Origin of the sequence: Streptomyces sp. SID13031, assembly GCF_010548305.1 — a bacterium.
Classification (GTDB): Bacteria; Actinomycetota; Actinomycetes; order Propionibacteriales; family Kribbellaceae; genus Kribbella.
Genome location: NZ_JAAGLV010000007.1, coordinates 259,958 through 284,878, shown reverse-complemented (window position 1 = coordinate 284,878; position 24,921 = coordinate 259,958). Strand labels below are relative to the sequence as shown.

Here is a 24,921-nt window from a genome sequence, read left to right as displayed (position 1 = left end):
ACGCGAAATTGTGGCCTAGGCCCGAATTGGTTCCATCTTCAACTGCCGCTGCTCAACGGCCGGACGGAGGACCTGATCACGATGTGGGTGCCGAGGAGCTGGCGTTCACGGCCCGAGCCGGGGGCCGGGCGCTCGACGGCCAGGCGGACCGCGGCCTTGCCCAGCTCCTCGTGTGGCATGTAGACGGTGGTCAGCGGTGGTGACAGCTCCTGCGCGACGGGGATGTTGTCGTAGCCGACCAAGGAGATGTCCTCGGGCACGCTGAGGCCCTTCTCGCGCAGGGCCGCGAGTGCTCCCGACGCCATCACGTCGTTGTGCGCGAAGATCGCGGTGAACTCCAGGTTGTCTCCGAGCGCTCGCAGACAACCTTGGTAGGCGCCGCTGCGGTCGGCGGTGCCCGGGATCACGAGAGCCGGGTCGAGCGCAGTACCGAAGTCCTGAAGGGCTTGGCGGTAACCCTCGACACGGCCGATGGTCGTCGTCGAGCGCTCCGGCCCGGTCAGCGTGAGCACTCGCCGGTGTCCCATCGACAGCAGGTGACTGGTGGCCGCGTACGCGCCGCCGCGGTTGTCGTACTCCACCACCAGAGCCGGTACGCCGGGCGCCAGCGGTGGTCGGCCGCAGAGCACCAGCTGGGACCCACGGGCGTGCAGGGCGCGCGCATGGCTCGCCATCCGCTGCTCGTACTCGTCGGTCTGCTCGACACCGCCGACCAGGATCACCGCCTCGACGTCCTCGGTCTCTTCGAGCCGGGCGAACACCTCTTCCTCGCGGCGCAGCTCGCGGCCGGTGATGTAGATGGCGCTGAGCCGGCCATAGTCCTGGGCCGCCTCGGCGACTCCGGTCGCGACCAGGCTGCGCAGCGGCGAGACGACGTCCGAGACGACCATCGCGATCGTGCCCGTCGGGGCGGCCCGGCGCGGCGTCCGGCTGGTGACGACGTAGTTGAGCTCCTCGACGGCTTGCAGCACCTTGGCGCGGGTCGGCTCGGCGACGGGATAGTCGCTGGCCAGCGCGCGCGAGGCGGTGGCGACCGAGACCTGGGCGCGCTTGGCGACGTCACGCAGCGTCGGCCCGCTCCGCCGCCCCGCCCCCTCGATCTCAGCCATCAGTACTTCTTACCTGATCCCAGCGAAAATATCGTTCAGGTCGAACTCCTGCTCGGGCCCGTCGGGCCAGCTCACCCGGACGACGGCACCGGCAACCGTCGCGCTGACCGACTCGTCCAGGTCGACGCCACTCAGCGAAACCCCTGCCACATAGACGGTGCTGCCGGCCGAGGTGGTGCCGTGCAACTCGGGCACCACGGCCCATTCGCCGTACGCCGTCCCGAACGACGCCGGCGACGCACCGGCCGACTCCCAACCGTGCAGACCCGCTACCCGCGACTGAAGCTCGCCACCCTGTACTGCGACCGTCGTCCCGGCGATGTCCGTCGCGAAGGCACTCGGATGCGGGCCGGCGACTGCCCAGCCCGCCAACCGCACCGGCAGCGACGGTGGTACCCAGACCAGTCGATGGATCCGTACCTCGAGCGCACCCTGTACCGCCGTGATGCTGTCGATGCGAGCCGAGGGCAGCACCGGCCCACCGTCAGCCGTGTCGCTCCCCACCCACGGGGAGAACTGCGGGAACCGCGGCGCGTGCCAGGACGCGAGCCAGTTGTCGCCGGCCGCCACGGCGTGGATCCGTCGCCGAGCGCTCCAGACCCGGCGGATCTTCACCTGCAGCTCGTTGTCCGACGGGTCGTGTAGCGAGGTCGGCCCGGTCCTGGTCGAGTAGGCGAACCGCGCATAGAGCGGGTCGGGCGCACCGGCGTCGGCCGCGTCGGGCTTCAAGTGATCGCTGCCGTGGTTGTGCACGCGCACCAGACCGTCGGCGGCAGTGTTCTGGATGAGCAGGCCTGCCGGTGCGACGGCGCGCACATAGTCCGACTCGTCCGCGGGGAGCGACTCCTCAGCGGCGGTCCAGACGGGGTGGTCCGCCGGCAGCATTAGCGCGAGGAACCCCTTCGATGCCCAGTACGGCGAGCCCGGGCCGGAGTACCGCTGCAGGGTCGGTAGGTGTTCGCCGTGCCAGCCGAGCGACAGTACGCCGTGCTCCGTGATCGAGCCGTGCTCGACGAAGTACCGGAGGCCGGCGGACAGGATGCGGCGCGACTGGCCGGGGCTGAGGGGTGTCTGGCTCGCCAGCTCACCGAGTGCCACCGACGCGAGTGTCGCTGTCCGGTACGTCATGCTGCGGCCGTAGTAGAGCGGTGAGCCGTCGCGGTCGAAGGTCTTGGCGAACGACTCCAGGAACTCGTTCAGCCGCGACCCGAGCTTCTCCTCCAGCGTGGTGAGACCGCGAAGCCGCGCGTGCAGCACCGGGTAGAGGTGCATCGCCCAGCCGACGTAGTGATCGAACGCATCCCCCGCGCCGTCGCTGTACCAACCCTCCCCGCGGTACCAGCCCTCGATCAGCCCGAGCGCGCGGTCGAGCACGTACTGCGTCTGCTCGTCTGCGCGGCCGACTCCTTCGAGGAAGCTCGCGATCGTCGCCGGGAACAGGTACCAGTTGTTGGGCGCCGGCTCGTGCTCGATCGTCGCCCGGAACCAGGCGGCCAGCCGATCCTGCTCGTCGGGCTGGAGCCGGCCCCAGGTGTCGTCCTTGGTCAGATGCAGGCTGAGCGCGATCCCGGCGGCCTCCACGTGCGGCTGACCGTCGCGGCCGATGTGCCCGACGACCGGCCAGGACTCGTCGTCGGCACCGACCGTACGGGTGCCGGCGATCAGGCCGTCGACGTACTTGCGCAGGTGGCCGTTCTTGTCCGAGCCACCCGCGTGCAGGAAGGCGGCCAGCAGGAAGGTACGGGCGAAGCCTTCCAGCCCGTCCGTCGCCGGACCTTGCTGCGACGGACGGCCGGGGAAGTTGATCCGTGCGCCCAGCGGGGATCGATAGGCGTCCGCCGACGCGAGCAGGTGATCGGCGACGGCGACCCAGTGATCCCGGGTGAATCCGGTGTACGGGCTCAGCTCGCGGTCCTCGCCGGGGAGCAACGAGGCGAGCGCTCCGGAGAGCTGGAGTGTGGGCAGCACGGGCTTCAAAAGCATTACCTTTCTTAGGCGGAGATCCAGGTCCAGGTCGCCGACAGCGCCTCTTCGAGCGGTGGCAGATGCGGGTGCCACTTCAGCTCCCACTCGAGGGAGAGCCAGTAGTCGCTGTCTTGCAGGACCTGCAGGAGTTCGGCGATCGGGTAATCGCCGGTGCCGATGGGGACCGGCTTGTAGTCGGTCGAGTCCTCGTCCTTGATCTGGACGAAGTCGATCCAGGGCTTGAGCAGCTCGAAGGCCTCAGCGGGCGTCTCGCCGTGGCTCCAGGTGTGCGCGCTGTCCCAGATCACCTTGGAGTTGTGGCTGGGAGCCTCGGCGTCGAGCAGTTTGCAGAGCGCGGCCATCTTCGCCCCGGCCGAGTGCGAGTCGTGCGTCTCCAGCAGGATCCGTACGTCGGTCGGCGCCGTCGTGACCCGGTCGAGCGCCCGGATCTCGCCGGCCGTCGGCGAATCACCGGCCGCGTCGCCGAGCGTCGGGTACGCCGGCGCGCTGCCCGGCTCCGGTACGTCGTCACCGGGAAAGACCCTGACCCCGCGCGCACCGAGGTCGGCGGCGAGTTCGAGGTGCGCCTCGAGCGGCTGCTCTTCGACGGCGCACAGCTTGACGTAGCTGTTGACGGCGAGGATCTCCAGACCGGCGTCCTCGATCCGGGTCCGCAGGTCGCGGCGCTGGGTGGCGTCGAGACCGACGTTGGTGAACTCGTCGTCGGCGGTCCGCAGTTCGAGGCCGGCGATGTTGTTGCCTTTAGCAAGCTTTAGGACGTGGTCGAGTGGGGCGCCCGGGCAGCCGAGCGTGGAGAAGGCGAGTTTTGTCATCCCTTGATCCCTGAGGTAGCCATGCCCGCGATGAAGTACCGCTGGCCGAAGATGAACAGCAAGATCATCGGCAGCGTAGCGAGTGCGGACATCGCCATCAGGAACGGCCACTGCACGCTGCCGGAGCCCTGCGCGAAAGTGGCCAGGCCGAACTGCAGCGGTCGCAGGCTCTCCGAGCTGGTCGCCACCAGCGGCCAGATGAACCCGTTCCAGGCGGACTCGACGTTGAACAGCGCGATCGTGACGAACGCGGGCGCGGCCAGCGGGGCCATGATCCGGAAGAAGATCCCGATCTCCGAGACACCGTCCACCCGGGCCGCGTCGGCCAGCTCGGCCGGCAGCGAGACGAAGAACTGCCGGGCCAGGAAGGTGAACAGCGGCGCCGACACGAACGGCACGATCAGCGCGGCCCAGGTGTTCAGCCAGCCGGTGCCACCGTTGCCGAGGATGTCGTTGCCACCCGCCAGCGGGATCCGCCGCACCACCAGGAAGAGCGGAACGATGAGCACCTGGAACGGCACCACCAGCAGCACGATGAAGTAGTTGAGGATGCCCTTGCGGAAGCGGATCGGGAGCTGCGCGAGCGCGTAGCCGGCCGCCGTACAGAACAGCAGGACCGGGATGGTCTGGCCGACCACGACGATCAGGCTGTTACGGAAGTACGTCGCGAACGGCGCCGCCTTGAGCGCGTTGACGTAGTTCATCCACTCGAGGTGGTTCGGCAGCCAGGCGAAGCCGTTGACCTCGTTGAGGGTCTTGAACGAGGTGAGGATCATCCACAGGAACGGGACGACCATCAGGAACCCGCCGACCGCCAGGACGACCGTCAGCACCGCCTTGCCGGGCGCGAGCCGGGGCGCCGTACCGATGCTGCTCACAGGTCCCCCCGGTTGCGCAGGCTGAGCCGGCCGAAGCTGATCAGGATGCCGACGAAGACCAGCATCACGACGGTCTCGGCGGACGCGTAGCCGATGTGCAACCGCTCGAACGCGTTGCTGAAGATGTCGAAGGTGAGCACGTTGGTGGCATTCGCAGGGCCGCCGCCGGTGGTCACGTAGATCAGGTCGAAGACCTGGAACGAGCTCGCGATCGAGGTGACCAGGACGAAGAAGTGCACCGGTGCGAGCCCGGGCCAGGTGACGTTCCAGAACACCTGCCACTTGGAGGCGCCGTCCAGCTTGGCGGCCTCGAGCAGGTCCGGCGAGATGCTCTGCAGCGCGGCCAGGTAGATGATCATCTTCGCGCCGAGGCCCTGCCAGATGCCGACCAGCATCAGGGCCGGCAACGCGACGCCGGGATCGGTCAGCCAGCCCGAGCGGGCGACGCCGAAGAACGAGAGCACCTGGTTGCCCAGGCCCGCGGCCGGGTTGTAGATCCACAACCAGACCGCCGCGACGGCGACCGTCGAGGTGACGACCGGGATGTAGAAGAGCGTCCGGAACAACGCCCGGCCGGGGACCTTCTGGTTCAGCCCGATCGCGACGGCGAGGGAGAGCGCCATCGCGACCGGGACGACCGCGACCGTGTAGAGCAGCGTGTTCTTCAACGCTTTCGCGAAGTCGGCGTCCTGGAACAGATCCGCGTAGTTCTTCAGCCCGATCCAGTCCCCCTGACCGGCCACCCGTGCATTGGTGAAGCTCAGGTAGACCGCCATCGCGCCGGGAATCGCGATGAAGATGACCGAGTGGACCAGCGAGGGAGCGAGCAGCATCCAGCCCGCCCGCGCCTTCGCCCGCTCCACGCCGTTACGCCTGCGCGGCTTCGGCGCCGGTACTACGGCTGCCGCGCGTTCGGCCAGCTGGGCGGTCATTTGCGGGCTACCGCGTCGAGGTTCTTCAGCGCGTCGGCCGCGGACTTCTTGCCCAGGATCACCTCGTCGAGCGACGGCCCGAACTTGGCCCGGAAGTCGAGGAAGGTCGCACCGCCGTACTCGAAGATCGCCTTGTCCAGGTTCTTCCAGGCGAACGAGCCGGCCGGGTTCGACTTCACGAAGGCCGAGTCACCCGCGTCGCTGCTGATCGGCACGCCGACATCGAGCTTGGAGATCGCTTCCTGCGACTTCTGGTCCTGCATCGCCTTGATGAACGCGAGCGCCGCCTGCGGGTACTTCGTCCCGTCGCCGACCGCCGCCACCCGGCCACCGACGTACATGACCTCCTTGGCGTCCTTCAGGTTGAAGTAGACGAGGTCCTTGCACTTGGCCCCGATGCCCTCACCAGAGGTACCGCAGTCGACGTACGGGCTGGCGAAGCCCATCGCTGCCTCGCCGGTCGTGACAAGCGCGGTCTTCGCGGTGTTCTGGTAGCCGTACGTGGAGGACTTGTCGACGGCGACCATCTGGTGGATCAGCTCGAGTGCGTCGGTGCCCTGCTGGCTGGCGAAGGTGGGCTGGTTCTTGTCGTCGAACATCTGGCCGCCCTTCGCGCCGAGGAAGTCGACGAACTGCTGGCGGTAGTTGCTGGCCGGCGCCCAGAAGTCGAAACCGGTCCGGGTGAGCTGGCCCTTGGCGTCGCGCTTGGCCAGCTTCTTCGCGTCCTCGCGCAGCTCGTCGAGCGTCTGCGGCGCCTTGGCCGGGTCGAGACCCGCCTCGGTGAAGGCGCTCTTGCTGTACGCGAGCAGCCGCGGGTTGGCGACGATCGGTACGGCGTACAGGTCGTCGTCGAACTTCATCGGCGGGATGAAGGCCGGGTAGACGGTCTTCTCCAGGTCCTCGGTCTTCACGCCGAGCTTCGTCAGGCTCTGGATGGCGCCGAGGTCGGCGAGCGGCTGGACCCAGCCGATGCCGGCGCTGACGACGTCGTAGTTGCGGCCGGCCGACAGTGAGGTGGAGATCTTCTGGTTCAGGTTGTCGTAGGGGACGAAGTCGGGCTCGACCTTCATCTGTGGATAAGTTGTGTGGAAGATGTCCACGATGCCCTGGAAGACGGCCTGGCCCTCGTTGTCGGCCGAGAAGTTCGGCACCACGACGCGCAGGGTGCCGGTCGCGGTCGCCGGGTCCTGACCGTCCTGACCCTCCTGGGCCGAGTCGCCGCCGCCGCAACCGGCCACCGTCGCCAGCGCCACGGCCAGTACTGCTGCCCCCGCAGCCTTGATTCCTCGCTGCATAACCCTCACCACTTCCTGCAGACAACGCGGTCATCCTGGTAAACGCTTCCCGCTACAGTAGGCATTTCTAGTATCGTTACGCAATACCTAGAAACAGACCTATCTGTTACTACGAGGAAGGCCGCCGCCATGGTCGTTGTGTTCGTCGATCTGCCGCCGAAGCTTGAGATCGAGCTCTTCGGGGCTGATCTCGCGCGCAAGCTTGCGCCGCTGGCCGAGGTCCGCCGCCGGGCCGGCAACACCGATGAAAGGGCCGACGCCGATGCCGAAAGGCTGGCGGCGGACGTGCTGATCACCGGCTGGGGGTCGCGCCCGCTGCCACCGGATCCGGGCGAGCGGCTGAAGCTGGTGGTGCACAGCGCCGGAACGATCCGGTCACTGGTCTCGCCCGGCCTGCTCGACCGGGGGTTGCGGGTGAGTCAGGCCTCGGCGGGGATGGCGCAGTCGGTGGCCGAGCTGGCGGTTTTCATGACGATCTCCCGGCTCCGCGACCTGGACCGGGTCGATCGGGTGATGACCGGCCGTCGCGACTGGGCCGGCGCTGATCTGGGTCTCGGCCTCGGCCGGACGCTGGCGGAGACCACGATCGGGGTGATTGGCGCGAGCCGGGTCGGCCGGGCGTACCTGAAGCTGGTCGTCGCGGCCGGCGCCGAGGTACTACTGCACGATCCCTATCTCGACGACGGCGAAGCCAAGCAACTCGGTGCCCGGCTCGTCCCGCTCGACGAGCTGCTCTCTGGATCGGCTGTCGTCGCGCTGCATGCGCCCGTCACCGCGGAGACCCGCTCGATGCTGGGTGTGGCCGAGTTGGCGCTGATCCCGGACGGCGGTGTCGTGGTGAACACCGCCCGATCGGGGCTCGTCGACACGGCGGCGCTGCTGGCCGAGCTTCGGACCGGCCGGTTGAGCGCGGCCCTCGATGTCTTCGACGAGGAGCCCTTGCCGGTCGACTCCGAGTGGTGGCGGCTGCCGAACGTCCTGCTCACGCCGCACCTCGGCGCCCGGACGCAGCACTCCCGCCGGACCCAGGGCGCGATCGTCGTCGAGGAGATCCGCCGCTACTGCACCGGTCGCGACCTACGGCACGAAGTACTGCCGGCTACTTACGAACTGATGGCCTAGTCCGACCTGAAGGCTGGGTCAGACCTGACGGCTTGGTCAGACCCAGCGTCGACGCGGGACCGTCCGGGGTGCAGTCGTCTCCGAGTCGTCCTTCTCGGACTCCGCCGGAGTGGCCGGGGTCGGCTCGGCCGGGGCCTCGTAGGAGTACGGGGACGACTGGTAGTCCGTGGCCGGCTGGTCGGAGTAGCTGGCGCTGTAATCCGACGTGTAGTCGCTGGAGTAGGTCTCCGGCGTGTACGTCGGGCTGTACGAGCTGTCGTAGCTCGTGCCGCTGTAGTCCGAGGTGCTGGAGTCCGAGGCGCTGCTGGAGTAGGTCTCCGGCGCTGCCGTCGGCTCCGGCGTCGTGTACGAGTCGTAGCTCGTGGTCGGGCTGTACGTCTCGTACGAGGTCTCCGACGAGTAGCTGTCGTACGACGTCGAGGTGTAGCTGGTGTCAGGCGTGTACGTCGGCTCCGGCGTCACGGGCGCCGTCGGCTCGGAGTACCCGTAGGTCGGCGAGTAGTCCGAGGTGTAGGAGGTCTCGTACTCCGGGGTGCTCGCCGCCGGGACCACCGGGGCGTCGTACCCGGTGTAGGTCGTCTCCGGCGCGTAGGTCGGGGCCGGGCTGCTGTAGCTGGTCTCCCGCGTGTAAGACGGCTCGGGCCCGTATGACGGGACGGTCGGGAGTGGCTTCGACGGGGTCAGGTAGTCGTCCTGCGCGGGCAGGGCCGGCGCCTGCTGGTAGTAGCCGTCCGATGCGGGCACCGCGGCCTGGACGGTCGACGGGCTGTCGACCGCGACCCGAGCGGCCCTGCGACCAGCGCGCGCAACGGGCGCGGGCTCAGGCTCGGGTGCGGGCTGGGGAGTCGCTACCGGCTCGGAGGAGGTCAGGTAGTCCGAGGTGTCGCTGTACGAGTAGGGCTCGGAGTACGAGCTGGCCCACGAAGGCTCTGACGGCTCAGCGGCGCGGGCGGCCGGCTGGTACGCGTACGGCTCGGGCTGGGCCGGTGCGAACGACGGCGGCGCGATGGTCTCGGCCTGCCAGCTCGGCAGCGGCGCGGAGAGCAGGTCGTCGCTCGGGGCCGGGAGGTACGGGTTGGAGGGGCTGGACCAGGTCGGCGTCTCCAGACCGGAAGCCGTCTGCTGGTACGACGGCAGCGCCTCGATCACCTGGCCGGTGTCCTCGCGCCAGCTCTCGACCGGGCTGAACTGCTCGGTGGCCGGGCCTGCGTCTTCCCACGACGGCGCGGCCGCGGTCTCGGCGGCCGGCGCGAACGGGCTCCACTTCGGCGGGGCCTCTTGGGTCGTGTCAAAGGCAGCACCGGCGGCGATCGCCAGCGCGGGCTGACGCTCCAGCCGCGGGGCCGGGGCGGCGATCGGCTCGGCGATCGCGGGCTGCTCGGAGGTGTCGTCGTCGGCGGCGATCCGGTACGACGGGACGGCCACCAGCTTGGGCTCGCGCTGGTCCCACCAGGGCATCCACTCGCGGGTGGTCTGCATGGAGTTGATCTTGCGGATGATCAGCGTCGCGGTGACGGCGGAGACGGCGGTCAGCAGCAGGGACGCCGTACCGGCGAGGGCGATGCCGCGCAGGGAGCCGACGGTGGCTTCCATCCACATCAGCGCTCGGCGGATCACCACGTCGAACACGAGAGCGCCGACCCAGGCGACCCACCACACGTTCGTGAGGAGGGGCTTCCTGAGCCGGCGCAGGTCGTCGGCGTACACAGGAGTTTTCGGATCGCTGGCTAGCCAGATGTCGTCGACGATCTGTTTCGGATAGATCAGGTTCGGGCCGGGGCAGAACCAGCTGGCCAGCACCCAGCCGTGGCTGCGGCGGTGGTCGGCCTGGCAGAAGACCTCGGAGTTGACCCGGACCCGCCACAGCCAGATCACGAAGACCACGGCGGCGGCGACGGAGACGATGACGTTCGGGATCGCGGTGATCCGGGAGATCTCGTCGGCGCGGTTCAGGTCCGGGTTGTCGACGCCGGGCCCGCCGGACAGATAGGTGTTGACGACGGAGTAGGTGTTCCAGTCCGACCACGTACAGAGCAGGTGAGTGATGGTGGAGGCGCCGAGCAGGCCGATGGCGATCTTGCCGACCGTGCTGACCTGCTGAAAGTCCTCAGCAGCATGTGGCTGCCACTCATCGTTTTCTTCAACAGCAGAAAGAACTGCTCGTTGCGGGTGGCTCACGTCGTGCGTCCCTCGCGTTGCTGGAACTCCGTCTGTTCGGCGTTTCGGTCGAATCCTGCCCCCGCGTGACCGAGCCACATTGATACCACGAAGTAAGTACCCCTGTGGAGTCGATGCCAGCACGGAGGGTATCGACTTAACGCGGTCTTTTCGTAGGTCCATCACCACTTGTAACGATGAACTCGACCTTGTGTAACGGTTTGGTTTACCCCGCAGGAGGCTGGAAGCCCTGGCCGAGCGGGTATCCGGCCTGGTCCTGGGCCCACCACGGCGTCCACGGCCGGCGTAGCTGGAGTTCGTTGACGCGCTGAATCAACAGCACCGCGAGGACGGCGGCCGCGGTCGTGCTGATCGCGGAAATGCCGGACATCACAGCATTCGTCCGGAGTTCGGAGAGATGTGGTTCGCCGTCCAGCACGCTGCGCTGGGCGACGTTGTCGAGCACCAGTCCGACCACCCAGGTCAGCCACCAGGCCCAGACCAGCCGGGTGCCGGGGATACCGCGCAGCGTCGGCGTCTGCGGCGGCGTCCGCGGGTCGCTCGCCGCGATGATGTCGTCCACCACCCACTTGGGGTACCAGAGATTCACCACCGGGCAGATCCAGCTGCCGAGCACCCAGCCACGGGTGAACCGGTGCTCGCCGCGGCAGAACATCTCCGCGTTCCAGCGGACCCGCCAGAGCCAGACGACGAAGACCGCCGCGGCGGCGAACAGCGCAAGCGCCGCGACGATGCCGAGCGAGCCGGAGACCAGGTCGGCCTGGTCGAGCCGGCTCTCGTCGTCGGGGTACCGCTCGAGGGTGCGGAAGGAGTACCAGTCGGACCAGGCGGTGGCCCAGCCGAGCACCGTGACCACGCCGATCAGCACCGAGGCGCCCAGGCCCATCGCTTCCTCGGAGCTGAACCACCGATCCATCGGCGGCTGACCGGTCACGTGCACCCCCTTGGCAGACGGCTCGGTACGACGAGGAAACAGAGATAGCACACAGACAGTGATCGAGTGGGAACCATCCGTACGGGCGAACGGTGTCGGTATCAAAGTGTCGGTGTTGAGGTGGACGATAGGACCATGCGCTGGTCCGTGTTCGATTCGCCCATCGGGGAGCTGTCCGTCGCCGTCGACGACGACGGTCTGTGCCGGCTGCGGTTCGGCGCCATCGAGCTCGGGCCGGATCGCGCCCGCGACGAGGTGCTGATGGCGGCCGAGGAGCAGCTGAAGGCGTACTTCGCCGGCGAGTTGACCGAGTTCGACCTGCCGCTGTCGGCGCGTGGCGGGTCGCAGTTCGAGCGCGCAGTCTGGGAGCAGCTGAAGCAGATCCCGTACGGCGAGATGCACACCTACGGCGACGTAGCCAAGGCGGTCGGCGACCCGGGAGCCGCGCGGGCGGTCGGGGTCGCGTGCAACCGGAACCCGATCGCCGTGATCGTGCCCTGCCACCGCGTTGTCGGGGCCGGCGGCAAGATGGTCGGCTTCGGTGGGGGTATCCCGCTGAAGCGGCATCTGCTCGAGCTCGAGGCGCGGATCACGCTCGAAACCAAGTGGCTCTGACCGACCGCCGCGGGCGAGGTCCTGAACACTGCGTGAAGAAGTTCCGGCCGGAACGTAAAGAAGTTACGGCCCGGTCGTTGCGATGGCAGGGTTCGGCCAGGCAGGCGCTAATGTCGCCGTGTGCGATCGCACTAACACGGTTCGATCACACGTTTGACCAAGAGCTCCGGTCCGTTCGCCGCTGCCGCGGTCGCACCCTGGTTCCGCCCCGACCCGCCGGAGACGAAGAGATGACGCAGCCCAGCTCGGCGTCGCATGACGACCTGAGCCAGTTGATGGACAAGAGCGCCGAAGAGTGGTCCGCGCCCGAGATCCAGGACGCGGCCCGATCGGCCCTGCAACTGCACGCACCGGATCGCGAACCGCTGACCCGGATGAAACGGTTCGGCGTGCTGCCCTGGTTGCACCGCAACGACGCCGTCTGCCGCGAGTGCGGCGGCAGCTACCCGTGCATCACCCACCGCTACGCCACCCAACTGCTGTCGGCCGGCCGGATCACCATCACCCGCCCCGACCGCCACGAGGACGACTCCGAAGACACCACCCCAAACTGACCCACCGCACCGCACCGCGCTACGCGCGGCACGGCGGGTGGGAGGTTGTCCGGGAATGACGAAGGCCGCGACCTCCAGCTGGGGGTCGCGGCCTTCGCCGTTGCGGTGGTGTCGGCGGGCTGGGTGCCCGCCGGCGATCAGGAGTCGGTCGGCTTGGCGTCGGTCGACTTGCGCGGGGCGGTGGGCTTCTTGGCAGCGCCGTTGGACGAGGCCATCGGGGCTTCGTCGGTGCCGGCGTCGGCCGCCTTCGCGTCCTCGGTCTTGCCGTTCGCTGACGGCGTCTCGGCCTTCGGCGCGGCAGCGGCCGGCTTCTCGGCAGTAGGGCGCGACGTCGTACCGGCCGGGGCCGAGCTGTAGTCGCGGCCGCTGGTCGGGGTCGACTGCCAGGCCGGCTCCGGCGGGGTGAGCAGCTTCTTCACGGCCGCGGCGGCGATCGCCCCGAAACCGAGGAACAGCACCACCTTGCGCAGCTTGTGGCTCTTCTTGGGTGCGTCGATCTCACCCTTGAGCGCGGCCGCGGTGGCCTTGCCCCGGCGTGAGCTCTCCTCGATGACCGGCTCGGCCGCGGCGGCCAGCGTCGCCAGCGCGGCGGTCACCTTCGGCAGCACGTCTTCGTTGAACCGCTCACGAGCCCGCTCAGCGGCGTGCTCGGTCGCCGGTCCGACCTTGCTCAGTGCGTCGTCGATGACCGGTCCGGCCTTCTCCACCGCTGCATGGGCCACGGCGGCGCCCCGCTCGACAGCCTTCTCGGCGTACGGCGTCACCTTCTCCCGTGCGCTGCCCACGGCGGACTCGGCCAGCGGGCGGACCCTGTCCTTCGCGGTCTCGACCCGGCCCTTGGACTTCAACAAACCCACGGTTTCCTCCATGGAGGCTTCGATTCGACTCTGGACAAATCCGGCTTTGTTTGCATCGTACGACGTACCCGGGTGCTAAACGTTCGGGCCACACCCTGAGATCACCCTGGGCACGTCGATGCGGCCCGAACTTGTGGCCCATGACAGGATCGATGCCGTAAGCCGTAACCCGATGAGGAGTTTCCCGTGGCCGAAGAACTGTTCGCGACGTTGCAGACGACGAAGGGCGACGTCGTCATCAAGCTGTTCCCCGATCACGCGCCCAAGACGGTGCAGAACTTCGTCGGCCTCGCCGAAGGCACGAAGGAGTGGACCGACCCGACGACGGGTGAAGCCAGCACCGCGCGCTTCTACGACGGACTCGGCTTCCACCGGGTCATCGACGGGTTCATGATCCAGGGTGGTTGCCCGCTGGGCACCGGCACCGGCTCGCCGGGCTACAGCTTCGACGACGAGATCCACCCGGAGCTGCAGTTCGACCGTCCGTACCTGCTGGCGATGGCGAACGCGGGCATCCAGTTCGGCAAGGGCACCAACGGGTCGCAGTTCTTCGTGACCGTGGTCCCGACGCCGCACCTGAACCGCAAGCACACCATCTTCGGTGAGGTCGCCGACGACGACTCGAAGAAGGTCGTCGACGCGATCGCGACCGCGGCCACCACGGCCGGCGACCGGCCGACCGAGCCGATCGTGATCAGCAGCGTCAAGATCGAGCGCAAGACCGTTTGATCCACCGCGAACCGGCCGCCTCGACGGCGGCCGGTTTGTACCCTTTCTCACGACTGCTGCACGACTGCGGAGGATCAGGGCGTGACCGAGACCGTCTGCTACCGGCACCCGGGCCGGCCGGCCGGCGTCCGCTGCCAGCGGTGCGACAAGCCGATCTGCCCGGACTGCATGAACAGCGCCGCGGTCGGCTTCCAGTGCCCGTCGTGTTTCAACGAGGGCGTGAAGTCGATCCCGAGGGCCCGGACGTCGCTGGGCGGCGTGGCGCGCGGTAACACCCAGATCGTCACGATCACGCTGATCGTGCTGAACGTGCTGGTGTTCATCGCGGTGAGCGCCGGCAGCCCGCGGGTCCTGAACGACCTGGTGCTCTTCCCGGTCCTGGTGGAGTCGCAGCCGTGGCGGCTGCTCACGTCGGCCTTCACGCATCAGCAGATCTTCCACATCTTCTCGAACCTGTTCATGCTCTGGGTCCTCGGCCAGCAGTTGGAGCAGTTGCTCGGCCGGCTGCGGTTCGCCCTGCTGTACCTGCTGTCCGCGCTCGGTGGCGGGATCGCCGTCTGGCAGCTGTCCGCGCCCACCGGCGCGACGCTCGGCGCTTCCGGCGCGGTCCTCGGGCTGGTCGGTGCCCTGCTGGTGATCAGCAAGGCACGCAACCTCGACATCACCTGGATCATCGGCTACGTCGCGGTGACCGCCATCTTCTCGGTCATCGTCCCGAACGTCTCCTGGCAAGGCCACCTCGGCGGCTTCATCACCGGGGCAGCAGTCGCCTGGCTCTACCTCCAAGACACCAAACGCCGCCGCGCCAAGTCCCGCCGCTGACAGAGCTCAGGGTTCTAGATTTCGCCGGTCAAGTAGCGGGTGATCGCCAGGCCCAGCCAGGCGACTGCTTCTTAGGCGACGAGACCAAGCTGGACGAGTACGCGACGGCGAGTCGCGCAGAGGCGGTCCGGGTCGTAGCACTCGCGCACCGACTGACCCGCTTGGCGACGGCACCAGCTGCCCTCCGCCCCGCCCGCAACGCCGGCCTCCACCTGCTCGCTCACCTCCCCGCCTTCCGCCGCACCCTCGCCGAGCAACTAGCCGCCATCGGCCACCGCTAAACCCTCACTTTGTGCACCGCCTGAGCGTCGTACTGGCGAGTAGATGCCTAGCCGGTGCACAAAGTGGGAGTTCAGGGGGCCAGCCGGCAGGTGCTCGGTGGTCTCCGCTTCCAGGCTGCGCGCGGGTTTCCCCGCACTCTTCCGGCAATTGCTTTCGCGTTGTGCGTGCGGGCCCTACCCTCCAGTTACCCATCGCAACAACCTCACTACTGGAGGTCACCGTGTTCCATCCCGCCCGATGGCACCGACTCGTCCCCCTCGCGATTGCGGCCGTGCTCGTCGTCGGCGCCGGCAGTCACGTCCAGGCTGTCGCGCCACCCGACCGCAAGGTGCAGGCCTACGAGAAGGCCGAGCTGATCCAGCTGCTCCGGATCAACACCCCGACCATGGCCGACCGCAAGCGGCTGAACACCCTCGACCTCGACCTGGCCGAGTCCGCAGGCAAGAACTATGTCGACGTAGTTGCCTATGGCAACCAAGATCGGCGGCTGCTGACCCTCGCCGGGTTCACCTGGTCGGTCCTCGAGGACGACCTGGTCGGCGCCGACAAGGAACGCGAGGCGGCCGACGCGGCGTACGCGAAGGCGGTGAAGAGCCGGGCGATCCTGGCCACCCTGCCGAGCGGACGGACGGCGTACCGGCAGTTGGCGGACTACACCAACGATCTCGCGGCGCTGGCGTCGCAGTACCCGACGAAGGTCAAGCAGATCACGCTGAAGAACGCCTCGCTCGAGGGTCGCACCGTCCGCGGCATCGAGATCAGCAGGGACGTCAACGTGAGCAGCGGCAAGCCCGTCTTCGTCATGATGGGCCTGCACCACGCGCGCGAATGGCCGTCGGGTGAGCTGACGATGGAGTTCGCCTACGACCTGCTGAAGAACGACGGCGTGGTCCCGCGGATCACCAACATCCTGGACAAGTCGCGTGTCGTCATCGTCCCGGTGGTGAACCCCGACGGCTTCAACCTGAGCCGCACGCTCGGCTACGAGATGAAGCGGAAGAACTGCCGGATCACCAACGGCCAGATCCCGACCACCGGCCAGTGCTCGCAGTCGTCCAACCAGTCTCGCGGCACCGACCTGAACCGGAACTACGCCGGCTTCTGGGGCGGACCGGGCGCGTCGACCAGCCTCACCTCGGAGACGTACCGCGGCGCGAGCGCCTTCAGCGAGCCCGAGTCGCGCAACATCCAGACACTCGTCTCGTCGTACCAGGCGACCACGCTGATCACGAACCACACCTACTCCAACCTGGTACTACGCGAGCCCGGGTACGCCGGTGCCGGCAACACCCCGGATGAGGCGCTCTACAAGTCGCTGGGCGACCAGATGGCCGCGCAGAACGGCTACGACAGCCAGTTCGGCTACGAGCTCTACGACACGACCGGTACCACCGAAGACTGGTCGTACTACGCGACGGGCGGTCTCGGGTTCACCTTCGAGCACGGCGCGAGCAGCTTCCACCCGGCGTTCAGCAACATCGCCAACTACTACTTCGGCTCGGGAAGCACAGCAGGCAAGGGAAACCGGGAGGCCTACCTGATCGCCGCGGAGAGCACGATCAACCCGGCTCGCCACTCGGTCATCACCGGTACGGGCCCGGCCGGCGCCGTCCTGCGGCTGAAGAAGTCGTTCACCACCAAGACGTGGAACGGGACTCTCATCCCCGACGTCCTGGACACCACGATGACCGTCCCGGCCGGTGGCACCTACACGTACCACGCCAACCCGTCGACCCGGCCGATCGTCGTCCAGCAAGGCGGTACGGAGTCCTGGACGCTGACTTGTGAGCGCCCGACCGGTCAGGTGCTGGAAACCCGTGCGATCACAGTGGCTCGGGGAGCCTCCGTCACGGCGAACCTCACCACCTGCGCCGCAGCGTTCTAGCCTGCGGAAGACTCTCTGATCTGCAACGTGTAGGGAACGGTGAGGTCGCGACGAGCGACCTCACCGGTTCCCGCGATCCGGTCCAGCAGCAGCCCGACGGCGTTGTCGGCGAGCCACTCCTTGTCCGGCGAGATCGTCGTCAGCGAAGGCGAGTGGAAGCGGCCGTCCTCGATGTCATCGAAGCCCACCACCGCGACATCGCCCGGTACCGACAGCCCCGCGTCGGCGAGCGTGCGCAAGGCGCCCAGCGCGAGCAGATCGTTGAAGCAGAACACGGCATCCGGCGGCTCCGGCAACGCGAGCAGCTCGCGCATCGACGCGGCGCCGTCCTCGCGGTGGTACCCGGTCCCGGCCAGCTCCAGTGCCGGATCGTGCGGCAGCCCCGCGGCCTTCAACGCCTTGCGATACCCCTTACGCCGTACTGCGCCCGTGCCCGCGCCGCCGCCGACCCCGATCGCGGCGATCCGGCGCCGGCCGATCGAGATCAGGTGCGTGGTCGCGTCGAAGGACGCCTGGACCGAGTCGACCGCGACGTGGTCGAGGGTGCCGCCGGCGTGCCGTTCGCCCAGCAGGACCAGCGGTTTCGCGGTCGCGGCGAGGTCGATCTTGGCCGGCGCGGTGATGATCGGCGAGAAGATGATGCCGTCGATCAGCTGCCCGCGCATACCGTCGAGGACCAGCTTCTCGGCGGCCGGCTCGCCCTCGGTCTGGTCGATCAGCACGGTGATACCGCGCTTCTTGGCGGCCCGGCTGATGGCGGCGCCGAGCTCCGCGAAGTACGGGGAGGCCATCTCCGGGATCGCCAGGGCGATGAAGTCGGAGCGGCCCTTGCGCAGGGACCGGGCGCTGACGTTCGGGGTGTACTCGAGCGCCTCGATCGCGGCCTCGACCTTGGCCCGGGTCTGCGCGGTGATGTGCGGGTAGTCGTTGATGACGTTGGAGACCGTCTTCACCGATACCCCGGCGCGCGCCGCCACATCGCTCAGTCTGGTCGCCATCCATAGTCCCTTCGCCCGCTTGTCGCCTGAGTGTGCCACGGCGCGGTGGGACCAGCTCTTTACAGCGGATGTCAATCGTTGTAGAACTCCAGGTTAATCGTTGTAAAGATCTCTCTGGAGGATCTGTGGCACGTCTTGCGGTCGACCCCGCGTTTGCCGTCGGTGCTCTCGACCGACGCCTGTTCGGCTCCTTCGTCGAGCACATGGGCCGCTGTGTCTACACCGGGATCTACGAGCCCGGGCACGCGACGGCCGACCCGGACGGGTTCCGCGAGGACGTCCTCGCGCTGGTCCGCGAACTGGGCGTGACCGCGGTCCGCTACCCGGGTGGCAACTTCGTCTCCAACTACCGCTGGGAGGACGGTGTCGGCCCGAAGGACCAGCGGCCGCGGCGCCTCGACCTGGCCTGGCGCGCGGTCGAGCCGAACCAGTTCGGCACCGACGAGTTCGTCGCCTGGTCCCGCAAGGCGGGCGTCGAGCCGATCTGGGCCGTCAACCTCGGCACTCGCGGTATCACCGAGGCGGTCGAGCTGCTCGAGTACTGCAACCTGCCGGCCGGTACTGCGACCGCCGACCGCCGGGTCGCCAACGGCAGTACGGACCCGCACGCCATCAAAGTGTGGTGCCTGGGCAACGAGATGGACGGACCCTGGCAGATCGGCCACAAGACTGCCGAGGAGTACGCCCGCCTCGCCGAGGAGACCGCGAACGCGATGCGCCGCGTCGACCCCAGCGTCGAGTTCGTCGCCTGCGGGTCGAGCAACCGGCACATGGAGACCTTCGGCGACTGGGAACGCACCGTGCTGGAGCGTACCTACGACCTGGTCGAGCACATCAGCCTGCACGCGTACTACGAGCCGAAGGACGGCGACCAGCAGAGCTTCCTCGCGGCCGCCGAGGACATGGACCGGTTCATCGACTCGGTCGTCGCGACCGCCGACCACGTGAAGGCGCTCAAGCGCAGCGACAAGGAGATCACCTTGTCGTTCGACGAATGGAACGTCTGGCGCCAGCAGGACTTCCCCGGTGAGCTCGGTCTGGACATCCGCGAGGTCGGCCCGCTGATCGAGGACATCTACACGGTCGACGACGCGGTGGTCGTCGGCAGCCTGCTGATCACCCTGCTCCGGCACGCCGACCGGGTGAAGATCGCCTGCCTGGCCCAACTGGTCAACGTGATCGGCCCGATCCGGACCGAGCCCGGCGGTCGGGCCTGGCGGCAGACGATCTTCCATCCGTTCGCGCTCACCGCGAAGTACGCGGGCTCGACGGTACTGCGAACCGAGGTGGCTGGCCCGGAGATCGACACCGCGCAGTACGGGCGGGTGCCGGCGTTGTGGAGCACGGCGACGTACGAGGAGAGCACCGGTGAGGTGGTGCTCTTCGTGGTGAACCGGAGCGAGACGGACAAGGTCGACCTCGAGGTGCCGCTGATGCCCGGCCTGCAGGTGGTCGAGCACCTGGCCCTGTACGACGACGACCGGAGCGCGGTCAACACCGCCGAGGACCCCGACCGGGTGGTGCCGCAGCACATCGACGGTACCGAGGTCGCCAATGACAGCTGTACGGCCACGTTGCCCCCTGCCTCGTGGCACATGATCAGGCTCTCCCCTGGAGGTACACGGTGAACACCATCAACCGGCGAATGATGCTGGGCGGAATCGGCGCTCTGGGGGCGGCCGGCGCGCTGGCCGCCTGCGGCTCGGGCTCGTCCGGCAAACCCGGCGCGGCACCCGCGACCGGCGACGGCGGCGCGAAAGGGTACGACGGCCCGGCCGTCGAGCTCGATTTCTGGAACGGGTTCACCGGTGGTGACGGCCCGTTCATGCGCAAGATCGTCGACGCGTTCAACACCGAGCACCCGAACATCAAGGTCAAGATGACCGTGATGCAGTGGGCCGACTACTACACCAAACTGCCCACCGCGGTGAGCAGCGGCCGGGGTCCCGCGGTCGCGATCATGCACGTCGACTCGCTCGCCACCAACGCCGCCCGGAACGTGATCGAGCCGCTGGACGACGTCGCGAAGGCGCTGGGCCTCAAGCAGGAGGACTTCGCGGACGTCGTGTGGAAGGCGGGCGAGTACAACGGCAAGCGGTACGGCATCCCGCTGGACGTGCACCCGCTCGGGTTCTTCTACAACAAGAAGCTGATGACCACGGCCGGCCTCGACCCGGCGAAGCCGCCGGCGAACGCCGATGAGTACGCCGCCGCACTGGATGCCCTCAAGAGCAAGGGAATCCAGGGCCACTGGGCGACGCCGTTCCCGTTCACCGGCGTGCTCAGCGTGCAGGCGCTGATCTGGCAGTTCGGCGGCGACCTGTTCAACGCCGACTCCTCGAAGGCGATCTGGCACGAGGAAGGCGGCGTGAAGGGGCTGAGCTGGTTCACCGACCTGGTGAAGAACGGCCACAGCCCGAAGAACGTCGCGCAGGACGCGGACAACATCGCCGTGATGAACGGCAAGAACGCCTTCGTCTGGAACGGCATCTGGAACATCAACACGTTCAAGGAGAAGCAGGGCCTGGAGTGGGGCGTCGCGCCGCTGCCGAACATCGGCGGGACCAAGGCGGCCTGGGCCGGCTCGCACCAGTTCTGCCTGCCGAAGCTGAAGACGCCGGACCAGAACAAGTCGACCGCGGCCAGGGTTTTCGTCAACTACGTCAGCCAGAAGTCGCTCGAGTGGGCAAAGGGCGGCCAGGTGCCGGCCCGCAAGCAGGTCCGTGAATCGGCCGACTTCAAGGCGCTGACGGACCAGGCCGCGCTGGCGACCCAGATCGACTACCTGCACTTCCCGCCGCCCGTGCCCGGTATCGGTGACGCACTGGCCGAGCTGAACAAGGCGGTCAACGAGGCCGTCCTGTTGAAGACAGAGCCGGCCAAGGCGCTGGCCGACGCGTCCGCCCGAGCGGACAAGCTCCTGGAGGCCAACCGCAAGAAGTACGGCGGATGAGGGGATACGGCCGGGCTACGCCGTACCTCTTCCTGGCGCCGTATCTCGCGCTGTTTCTGTTGTTCGTCGTCGGGCCGGCGATCTTCGGGCTGTGGATGAGCCTGCACGACTGGGACTTCCAGTTGCCGGGCAAGCCGTTCGTCGGGCTGCAGAACTACAAGGACCTGTTCGACTCGCAGTCGACCACGGCCGAGCCGTTCTGGCACGGGATGCGGGCGACGGCCATCTTCACGCTCGCGTCGGTACCGTTCCTGGTGACGCTGCCGCTCGGGCTGGCCGTGCTGCTCAACCGCCGCTTCCCCGGCCGGACGTTCTTCCGGGCCGTCTTCTTCGCGCCGTACGTGCTCGGGGTGGCCGTGGTCGGGCTGATGTTCCGGTACATCCTGGACACCAGCTTCGGCGTGCTCAACGCGTTCCTCGGGCTGTTCGGCATCGGCGAGATCGGCTGGACCACCGAGCAGCCGTGGGCGTTCGCCTCGCTGGTCGGGATGACGGTGTGGTGGACGATCGGCTTCAACGCGATCATCTACCTGGCCGGGCTGCAGGACATCCCGGCCGAGCAGTACGAGGCCGCCGCGCTCGACGGTGCGGGTCCCCTGCAGGTCTTCCGCAACGTGACGATGCCGGGGCTGCGACCGGTCTTCACCTTCGTCGTCACGATCACGATCCTTGCGTCCGCCAACATGTTCGGTCAGGCCCTGTTGGTGACGCAGGGCGGCCCGGGTGACAGCACCAGGACCGCGCTGATGGTGATCGCGGACACCGGTCTGTCGCAGTTCCGGATGGGCCAGGCGACGGCGATGAGCTACGTACTGGCGGCCTGTCTCGCCGTCGTCTCGCTGATCAACTTCGCCCTGCTGAGGGAGCGGAAGCCATGAGACGGCGGCCGTCGGTCGGCTTCTGGGTGCTGGTGGCGCTGCTGACGCTGGCGTTCGTCGCGCCGTTGCTGTGGATGCTGATCACCTCGTTCAAGACGATCGGCGAGTCCCAGCAGGCGCCACCGACGCTCATCCCGTCGGACCCGACCGGACGTGCGTACGGCGAAGTCCTCACCACCGGCGGACAGAACCCGGTACTGCGCTGGTTCCTCAACTCGCTCGTCGCAGCGACCCTGCACTCCGGGCTGGTCGTGCTGGTCGCGTCGATGGCCGGCTATGCGCTGGCCCGGATGGAGTTCCGCTTCAAGAAGCCCATCTTCGGGCTGATCCTGGCGACGCTGTTCGTGCCGGGCTTCGTCTTCTTGATGCCGAACTACCTGCTGATGGACAAGCTTGCCTGGCTGGACACGCTCTGGGCGCTCGTCGTCCCGGGCGCGGCCGGTGCGTTCGGGGTGTTCTTCATGCGGCAGTTCTTCCTCGCCCTACCCCGGGAGCTCGAAGAGGTGGCGATGATCGACGGCGCGAACGCGTGGACGGTCTTCACCCGGATCATCCTGCCGAACGCGAAACCCGCGCTCGCCACGCTGACCGTGCTGTCCTTCCTGGCCAACTGGAACGACTTCATCTGGCCGCTCTACGTGCTCTTCTCGCCCGAGCGGCTGACGCTGCCGGCCGGCCTGAAGCTGCTCCAGGGCGCCTACACGACCGACTATCCGGTGATCCTGACCGGCGCGACCGTCGCGTCCGTCCCGGTCCTGATCCTCTACATCTTCGTCCAGCGCTATGTCATCGAAGGTGTCGCCCGCAGCGGCATCAAAGGCTGATTTCTGTGAGAGAGGACCCCGCCCGTGCCTCCTAGACGCTTGCTGGCGGCAGCTCTGGCTGTCGCTTCGGTAGCTGCCGGTACTACAGCCGCCGTCGCATCACCCGCGCCACCACCAGTGACCACGCTCAACGCGATCTCATCACCCTTCGCCGACACATTCGCCGACCCGTCGATCATCCAGGGCCGCGACGGCTACTGGTACGCCTACGCCACCTCGGATCCCCTGGTCGCCAATGGCCCGTTCGGCCTGATGCACCTGGCCAGGACCAAGGACTTCGGCTCCTGGGAGTACCTCGGCACGGTCTTCGACGACAGCACCAAACCCGCCTGGGCCGCGCCGGGGTCGTTCTTCTGGGCACCCGACATCCGGTACTTCGGTGGCCGGTACGTCATGTACTTCACCGTCACAGACACGCTCGCCAACCCAGGTGGCGATCCGGGGATCGGCGTGGCCACCGCCCCGACTCCCGCGGGTCCCTGGACCGCCACCGACGGCCCGGTCGTCGCCCCGAAGCCCGACGGCAACGGCGGCTACTTCGGCACCATCGACCCGGCCATGCTCACCGCCGCCGACGGCAAGCGCTACCTCTACAGCGGTGGCTTCTACGGCGGCCTCTCCGTCACGGAGCTCTCCCCTGACGGCCTGCACTCGGTCGGTACGCCGACCCAGGTGACCGTCGGCGACCGCTACGAGGGCTCCTACGTCGTCTACCGCGACGGCTGGTACTACCTGATGGGCTCGTCGAGCAACTGCTGCGCCGGCCCGACCACCGGGTACTCCGTCTTCGCCGGCCGCTCCAAGTCGCCGCGCGGCCCGTTCGTCGACGCCGACGGGATAGGCCTGAACGAGTCGCGCGTCGGCGGTACGACCGTGATCACCCAGAACGGCAACAAGTGGATCGGGCCTGGGCACCACGCGTTCATCACCGACGCGGCTGGCCAGGACCACATCGTGTACCACGCGATCGACCGCGGTACGCCGTGGCTGACCGACCCGTTCGGGATCAACCGGCGGCCGCTGCTGATCGACCGGATCGACTGGATCGACGGCTGGCCGCGTACGCGGGCGGGCGCCGGTCCGTCCGACACCCCGCAGCCTGCGCCGACGACTGGCTCAGGTCTTGGCATCAATTCGGCTGATCCGACAGGTGGCCTCTGGGGTGCGACCAGGCTGGCTGGTGACCCGCTTGGTGGACCTACTGCCTCGATCCGGGGTGCAGCGACGACACGTCAGGCGGCGCCGGGTGGGTCAGTGCGGGTGGAGGCCAGCGTGAAGCTCGGCAGCAGTTTCACCACAGTGGTCGGTGGTGGCGCGGTGGTGGTCAGCGTTGGCAGCGACAAGATCAGCATCGTCGCGGGCGGCCGTACTGCGTGCGCCTTGTTGCCTGCCGACTTCGACCGGTCGCAGTGGAACCACCTGATCGTGGAGGTCTCCGGCAGCACGGTGTCGGCTCGGGTAAACGACGCCGGGCTCGGGGACCTGTACGCCGAGGCGCGACTCGAGGTTCGTGGGTTGAAGGTGCGGTCGGCTCCGGTGAGTTGGCTGGGTACGGCGGAGGTCGACAACTTGACGGTCCGTCCGGTGGCGGAGCCGGTACGCCGCGCCGCCGCAGTACCGGTGGCTGGGAAGTTGCTGGCCGGTGACGAGTTCAGCGGAAGCCTTGGGGAGAAATGGTCGTGGGTACGGCCAGACGCGCGCGCGATTGTTGCCGATGGCAAGTTGTCGTGGCCGGTGCAGAACACCGACCTGGTCGGCGGCGGCAACAACGCCGGGCTGCTCTTCCATCAGGTGCCGGCCGGGGACAGCTGGATCGCGGAGACGAAGCTGCAGCTCGATCTCGGTGCGGGCGACATCCGCAACTACCAGCAGGCCGGGATGATCGCGTACCTGACCGACGACGACTTCGCGCGGCTCGGGGACGTGTCGATCTGGAGGACGCGGCAGACGGAGTTCGGTCGTGAGTTGGTCGCGCGCGCATCGGACGGGGCCACTAGCTACGGCGGCGCGGCGATCGGGCGATCGGCGCCAACCCTGTGGATGCGGCTCGCCTACCACCGCAATGCGGCTGGTGAGCACGTCTACCAGGCTGGGACGAGTACGGACGGCAAGAAGTGGACCTGGGGTGCGTCCTGGGTGCTGCCGGCCGGGACGGCTCCGAAGCTCGGCCTGTACGCGCATGGCGACCAGACCGGGGTCAGCCCGGCGCCGGTGGCCACGTTCGACTACTTGCGGTTCTACGCGAGCAAGTGATGCCGCGCTGGCCGGGGTTGCTGCT

Annotated in this window: 21 protein-coding genes; 11 read left to right on the top strand and 10 right to left on the bottom strand. The window is 68.1% G+C overall.

From position 1 onward, the window contains the following. Positions 1-38: 38 nt before the first annotated feature. The 6 genes from G3I17_RS16820 to G3I17_RS16795 are packed head-to-tail and all read right to left on the bottom strand — an operon-like array spanning position 39 to position 7,012. Positions 39-1,109 (bottom strand): LacI family DNA-binding transcriptional regulator, encoded by a 1,071-nt coding sequence (locus tag G3I17_RS16820; protein WP_164597155.1) that lies wholly within the window; start codon positions 1,107-1,109, stop codon positions 39-41. 9 nt (positions 1,110-1,118) lie between these two features. Beyond that, positions 1,119-3,092: a DUF2264 domain-containing protein gene (locus tag G3I17_RS16815; RefSeq protein ID WP_164597153.1), complete on the bottom strand. Its 1,974-nt coding sequence runs from the start codon at positions 3,090-3,092 to the stop codon at positions 1,119-1,121. An 8-nt stretch (positions 3,093-3,100) separates the two neighbouring features. Beyond that, positions 3,101-3,907 carry a sugar phosphate isomerase/epimerase family protein gene (locus G3I17_RS16810; protein WP_164597152.1) on the bottom strand — a complete coding sequence of 269 codons (807 nt, stop codon included), beginning with the start codon at positions 3,905-3,907 and terminating at the stop codon, positions 3,101-3,103. Beyond that, positions 3,904-4,785, bottom strand: a complete 882-nt coding sequence (locus G3I17_RS16805) for a carbohydrate ABC transporter permease (RefSeq protein WP_343238332.1) — start codon at positions 4,783-4,785, stop codon at positions 3,904-3,906. The genes G3I17_RS16810 and G3I17_RS16805 overlap by 4 nt, the downstream gene beginning before the upstream one ends. Beyond that, positions 4,782-5,717: a sugar ABC transporter permease gene (locus G3I17_RS16800; protein ID WP_164597149.1), complete on the bottom strand. Its 936-nt coding sequence runs from the start codon at positions 5,715-5,717 to the stop codon at positions 4,782-4,784. The genes G3I17_RS16805 and G3I17_RS16800 overlap by 4 nt, the downstream gene beginning before the upstream one ends. Next, complete coding sequence (locus G3I17_RS16795; protein WP_164597147.1) at positions 5,714-7,012, bottom strand: extracellular solute-binding protein; 1,299 nt, start codon at positions 7,010-7,012, stop codon at positions 5,714-5,716. The genes G3I17_RS16800 and G3I17_RS16795 overlap by 4 nt, the downstream gene beginning before the upstream one ends. 129 nt (positions 7,013-7,141) lie before the next feature. Between G3I17_RS16795 and G3I17_RS16790 the strand changes: the two genes are divergently transcribed. Continuing rightward, on the top strand, positions 7,142-8,134 hold the full coding sequence (locus G3I17_RS16790; protein ID WP_164597144.1) for a hydroxyacid dehydrogenase: 993 nt from the start codon (positions 7,142-7,144) through the stop codon (positions 8,132-8,134). A gap of 36 nt (positions 8,135-8,170) precedes the next feature. Here G3I17_RS16790 and G3I17_RS16785 read toward each other — a convergent pair whose 3' ends face one another. Continuing rightward, positions 8,171-10,312, bottom strand: a complete 2,142-nt coding sequence (locus tag G3I17_RS16785; protein WP_164597141.1) for a DUF4328 domain-containing protein — start codon at positions 10,310-10,312, stop codon at positions 8,171-8,173. Positions 10,313-10,517: 205 nt separating this feature from the next. After that, positions 10,518-11,246 (bottom strand): DUF4328 domain-containing protein, encoded by a 729-nt coding sequence (locus G3I17_RS16780; protein WP_164597138.1) that lies wholly within the window; start codon positions 11,244-11,246, stop codon positions 10,518-10,520. A 135-nt stretch (positions 11,247-11,381) separates the two neighbouring features. Here G3I17_RS16780 and G3I17_RS16775 point away from each other — a divergent pair, with 135 nt between their 5' ends. Both G3I17_RS16775 and G3I17_RS16770 read left to right on the top strand, forming a co-directional pair. Beyond that, a complete protein-coding gene (locus tag G3I17_RS16775; protein ID WP_164597136.1) occupies positions 11,382-11,861 on the top strand; it encodes a methylated-DNA--[protein]-cysteine S-methyltransferase in 480 nt (159 codons plus the stop codon). A 230-nt stretch (positions 11,862-12,091) separates the two neighbouring features. Next, complete coding sequence (locus tag G3I17_RS16770) at positions 12,092-12,415, top strand: hypothetical protein (RefSeq protein ID WP_164597133.1); 324 nt, start codon at positions 12,092-12,094, stop codon at positions 12,413-12,415. A 137-nt stretch (positions 12,416-12,552) separates the two neighbouring features. On the opposite strand, the gene G3I17_RS16765 is transcribed toward G3I17_RS16770, so the two are convergent. Then, positions 12,553-13,272 (bottom strand): hypothetical protein, encoded by a 720-nt coding sequence (locus tag G3I17_RS16765; protein WP_164597130.1) that lies wholly within the window; start codon positions 13,270-13,272, stop codon positions 12,553-12,555. A gap of 186 nt (positions 13,273-13,458) precedes the next feature. On the opposite strand from G3I17_RS16765, the gene G3I17_RS16760 reads away from it, so the two are divergent. From G3I17_RS16760 to G3I17_RS16745, 3 genes are all read left to right on the top strand, one after another. Continuing rightward, positions 13,459-14,001 carry a peptidylprolyl isomerase gene (locus G3I17_RS16760; protein WP_164597126.1) on the top strand — a complete coding sequence of 181 codons (543 nt, stop codon included), beginning with the start codon at positions 13,459-13,461 and terminating at the stop codon, positions 13,999-14,001. Between the two features lie 81 nt (positions 14,002-14,082). Next, a complete protein-coding gene (locus G3I17_RS16755) occupies positions 14,083-14,823 on the top strand; it encodes a rhomboid family intramembrane serine protease (RefSeq protein WP_164597124.1) in 741 nt (246 codons plus the stop codon). 502 nt (positions 14,824-15,325) lie between these two features. After that, on the top strand, positions 15,326-16,990 hold the full coding sequence (locus G3I17_RS16745) for a M14 family metallopeptidase (protein WP_164597121.1): 1,665 nt from the start codon (positions 15,326-15,328) through the stop codon (positions 16,988-16,990). Here G3I17_RS16745 and G3I17_RS16740 read toward each other — a convergent pair. Continuing rightward, a complete protein-coding gene (locus G3I17_RS16740) occupies positions 16,987-17,988 on the bottom strand; it encodes a LacI family DNA-binding transcriptional regulator (protein WP_164597118.1) in 1,002 nt (333 codons plus the stop codon). The genes G3I17_RS16745 and G3I17_RS16740 overlap by 4 nt on opposite strands. Before the next feature lie 68 nt (positions 17,989-18,056). Here G3I17_RS16740 and G3I17_RS16735 point away from each other — a divergent pair, with 68 nt between their 5' ends. Genes G3I17_RS16735 through G3I17_RS16715 form a run of 5 tightly spaced genes read left to right on the top strand, consistent with a single transcriptional unit; the run spans position 18,057 to position 24,896 of the window. Continuing rightward, the gene (locus G3I17_RS16735) at positions 18,057-19,616 is read left to right on the top strand and encodes an alpha-N-arabinofuranosidase (RefSeq protein ID WP_164597116.1); all 1,560 of its coding nucleotides are present in this window, start codon (positions 18,057-18,059) and stop codon (positions 19,614-19,616) included. Beyond that, positions 19,613-20,941, top strand: a complete 1,329-nt coding sequence (locus G3I17_RS16730; protein WP_203590307.1) for an ABC transporter substrate-binding protein — start codon at positions 19,613-19,615, stop codon at positions 20,939-20,941. The genes G3I17_RS16735 and G3I17_RS16730 overlap by 4 nt, the downstream gene beginning before the upstream one ends. Continuing rightward, the gene (locus tag G3I17_RS16725; protein WP_164597113.1) at positions 20,938-21,819 is read left to right on the top strand and encodes a sugar ABC transporter permease; all 882 of its coding nucleotides are present in this window, start codon (positions 20,938-20,940) and stop codon (positions 21,817-21,819) included. The genes G3I17_RS16730 and G3I17_RS16725 overlap by 4 nt, the downstream gene beginning before the upstream one ends. Continuing rightward, on the top strand, positions 21,816-22,643 hold the full coding sequence (locus G3I17_RS16720; RefSeq protein ID WP_164597110.1) for a carbohydrate ABC transporter permease: 828 nt from the start codon (positions 21,816-21,818) through the stop codon (positions 22,641-22,643). The genes G3I17_RS16725 and G3I17_RS16720 overlap by 4 nt, the downstream gene beginning before the upstream one ends. 24 nt (positions 22,644-22,667) lie before the next feature. Next, on the top strand, positions 22,668-24,896 hold the full coding sequence (locus G3I17_RS16715; protein ID WP_164597108.1) for a family 43 glycosylhydrolase: 2,229 nt from the start codon (positions 22,668-22,670) through the stop codon (positions 24,894-24,896). Positions 24,897-24,921: the final 25 nt, after the last annotated feature.

What these genes read in the sequence shown, in the direction of transcription:
- G3I17_RS16725 (WP_164597113.1), top strand. Translation starts at nt 20,938, where the DNA reads ATGAGGGGATACGGCCGGGCTACGCCGTACCTCTTCCTGGCGCCGTAT.
- G3I17_RS16770 (WP_164597133.1), top strand. Translation starts at nt 12,092, where the DNA reads ATGACGCAGCCCAGCTCGGCGTCGCATGACGACCTGAGCCAGTTGATG.
- G3I17_RS16775 (WP_164597136.1), top strand. Translation starts at nt 11,382, where the DNA reads ATGCGCTGGTCCGTGTTCGATTCGCCCATCGGGGAGCTGTCCGTCGCC.
- G3I17_RS16735 (WP_164597116.1), top strand. Translation starts at nt 18,057, where the DNA reads ATGTCAATCGTTGTAGAACTCCAGGTTAATCGTTGTAAAGATCTCTCT.
- G3I17_RS16820 (WP_164597155.1), bottom strand. Translation starts at nt 1,109, where the DNA reads ATGGCTGAGATCGAGGGGGCGGGGCGGCGGAGCGGGCCGACGCTGCGT.
- G3I17_RS16815 (WP_164597153.1), bottom strand. Translation starts at nt 3,092, where the DNA reads ATGCTTTTGAAGCCCGTGCTGCCCACACTCCAGCTCTCCGGAGCGCTC.
- G3I17_RS16795 (WP_164597147.1), bottom strand. Translation starts at nt 7,012, where the DNA reads ATGCAGCGAGGAATCAAGGCTGCGGGGGCAGCAGTACTGGCCGTGGCG.
- G3I17_RS16800 (WP_164597149.1), bottom strand. Translation starts at nt 5,717, where the DNA reads ATGACCGCCCAGCTGGCCGAACGCGCGGCAGCCGTAGTACCGGCGCCG.
- G3I17_RS16810 (WP_164597152.1), bottom strand. Translation starts at nt 3,907, where the DNA reads ATGACAAAACTCGCCTTCTCCACGCTCGGCTGCCCGGGCGCCCCACTC.
- G3I17_RS16790 (WP_164597144.1), top strand. Translation starts at nt 7,142, where the DNA reads ATGGTCGTTGTGTTCGTCGATCTGCCGCCGAAGCTTGAGATCGAGCTC.
- G3I17_RS16740 (WP_164597118.1), bottom strand. Translation starts at nt 17,988, where the DNA reads ATGGCGACCAGACTGAGCGATGTGGCGGCGCGCGCCGGGGTATCGGTG.
- G3I17_RS16720 (WP_164597110.1), top strand. Translation starts at nt 21,816, where the DNA reads ATGAGACGGCGGCCGTCGGTCGGCTTCTGGGTGCTGGTGGCGCTGCTG.